Below are 1,232 nucleotides of genomic sequence, written 5' to 3'. Positions count from 1 at the left end.
GATGTACTTAATCTAGGATTGTGTTTGAGATTAATCTTAGTTGATATGAACTAAAATAGACCATATATAAATTATGGTTAATTTTGACCGTATTTTTTTACTAAGGATAGTTTTATGTCAAAAAGTCCTATAGGTACAACTGGAACCACAGGGCAAAATTGCCCTGAAAGTGGCGTTTGGAAAGTTGTTGGTACTCCATCAACTACAGCTCCAATAGCTAAAGGTAACAGATTCCCACCTTATAATAATCAAGCTGTTACTTGGAAGCTGATACAGTACGCTTAAGTATTAAAAATAAGGAAAGTCCTTAACCGCTGATTAAGGGCTTTTTAACGTAAAATCATCCTATGAGAACTTACTTTCGAGTTTTTATTTTTGGTGCTGAAGGTGGCTTGAAGGTCTAAAACCTTGAGTTTCTGTTCTTGGTTTTGTTTGTTGACCATTATTAATAACCTCTTCTGTCAATGGGGGTTTAAATCCAGCATTGGCATCTTTGATCTTTTTTGAGTATAATTTATCTGAAGTTTATGAGTGATACAGACCGGAACTAGTAAATTACTAGGGTGTCATCATCGGTGGTTCATCCACTCCCAGCCTGAGAGCGGGATAATAAATAAAGATAAGACCGGAACATGGAAGGGCATTTAGCGCTTTTTTGTTTTTTTTAGATAAGATTTTCCAATCAGTTTTAAATGAGTCAGAAATGAAGCTGTTATTTTTTCGCCTTGACGTAACGAGCTTTTTCCCAATGAATCAACTTCATAGGCACTAATTACTTTCATTTTTAATGTATTGTTATCGATTTTTGCCATATTGAAAAATATAGCGTAATCATATTTTTCAGTGTAGTAGTAGCTTTCATTATTTTTCTTGTTTTTGTATACCACTACATGATTATCCATAAAATTTGTTGTTATCAACTCTCTGAGTTGTTTACTACATTCATAACGATTTAAACTGAAGTATCGGCCATCTATTTGTATGTGAGATGTTTCTTTTTCATCTGTAAATACATGATTTTCAAATGATACATGTATACAAACACTAGTGTTATCCTGTTTTCTATGAGTAAAACTAAATGGATGTAGATGATCCATTTTATAGGTATTTGAACCATCGGTTATATCTTGCCAATACTTGCCTTTTATTCCTGCCACTATTATTTTCCTTGCCTTTCTTTTCCAGCTATCTCTTGTTTTAATTTATTTTTTCTATTTTCTTCTTTTGATAAT

General features: G+C 32.5%; 1 protein-coding gene. It reads right to left on the bottom strand.

What is annotated here, in order from left to right:
- Nucleotides 1-644: 644 nt before the first annotated feature.
- Entirely contained in the window at nucleotides 645-1,157 is a 513-nt protein-coding gene (locus IE142_RS39610; RefSeq protein ID WP_191889399.1) for a YjaZ family protein, read from the bottom strand.
- Nucleotides 1,158-1,232: the final 75 nt, after the last annotated feature.

The organism is Streptomyces mutabilis (assembly GCF_014649815.1).
Classification (GTDB): domain Bacteria; phylum Actinomycetota; class Actinomycetes; order Streptomycetales; family Streptomycetaceae; genus Streptomyces; species Streptomyces mutabilis.
The sequence above is the reverse complement of the archived record's forward strand: the minus strand, read 5'-3'. Positions and strand labels throughout refer to the sequence as shown.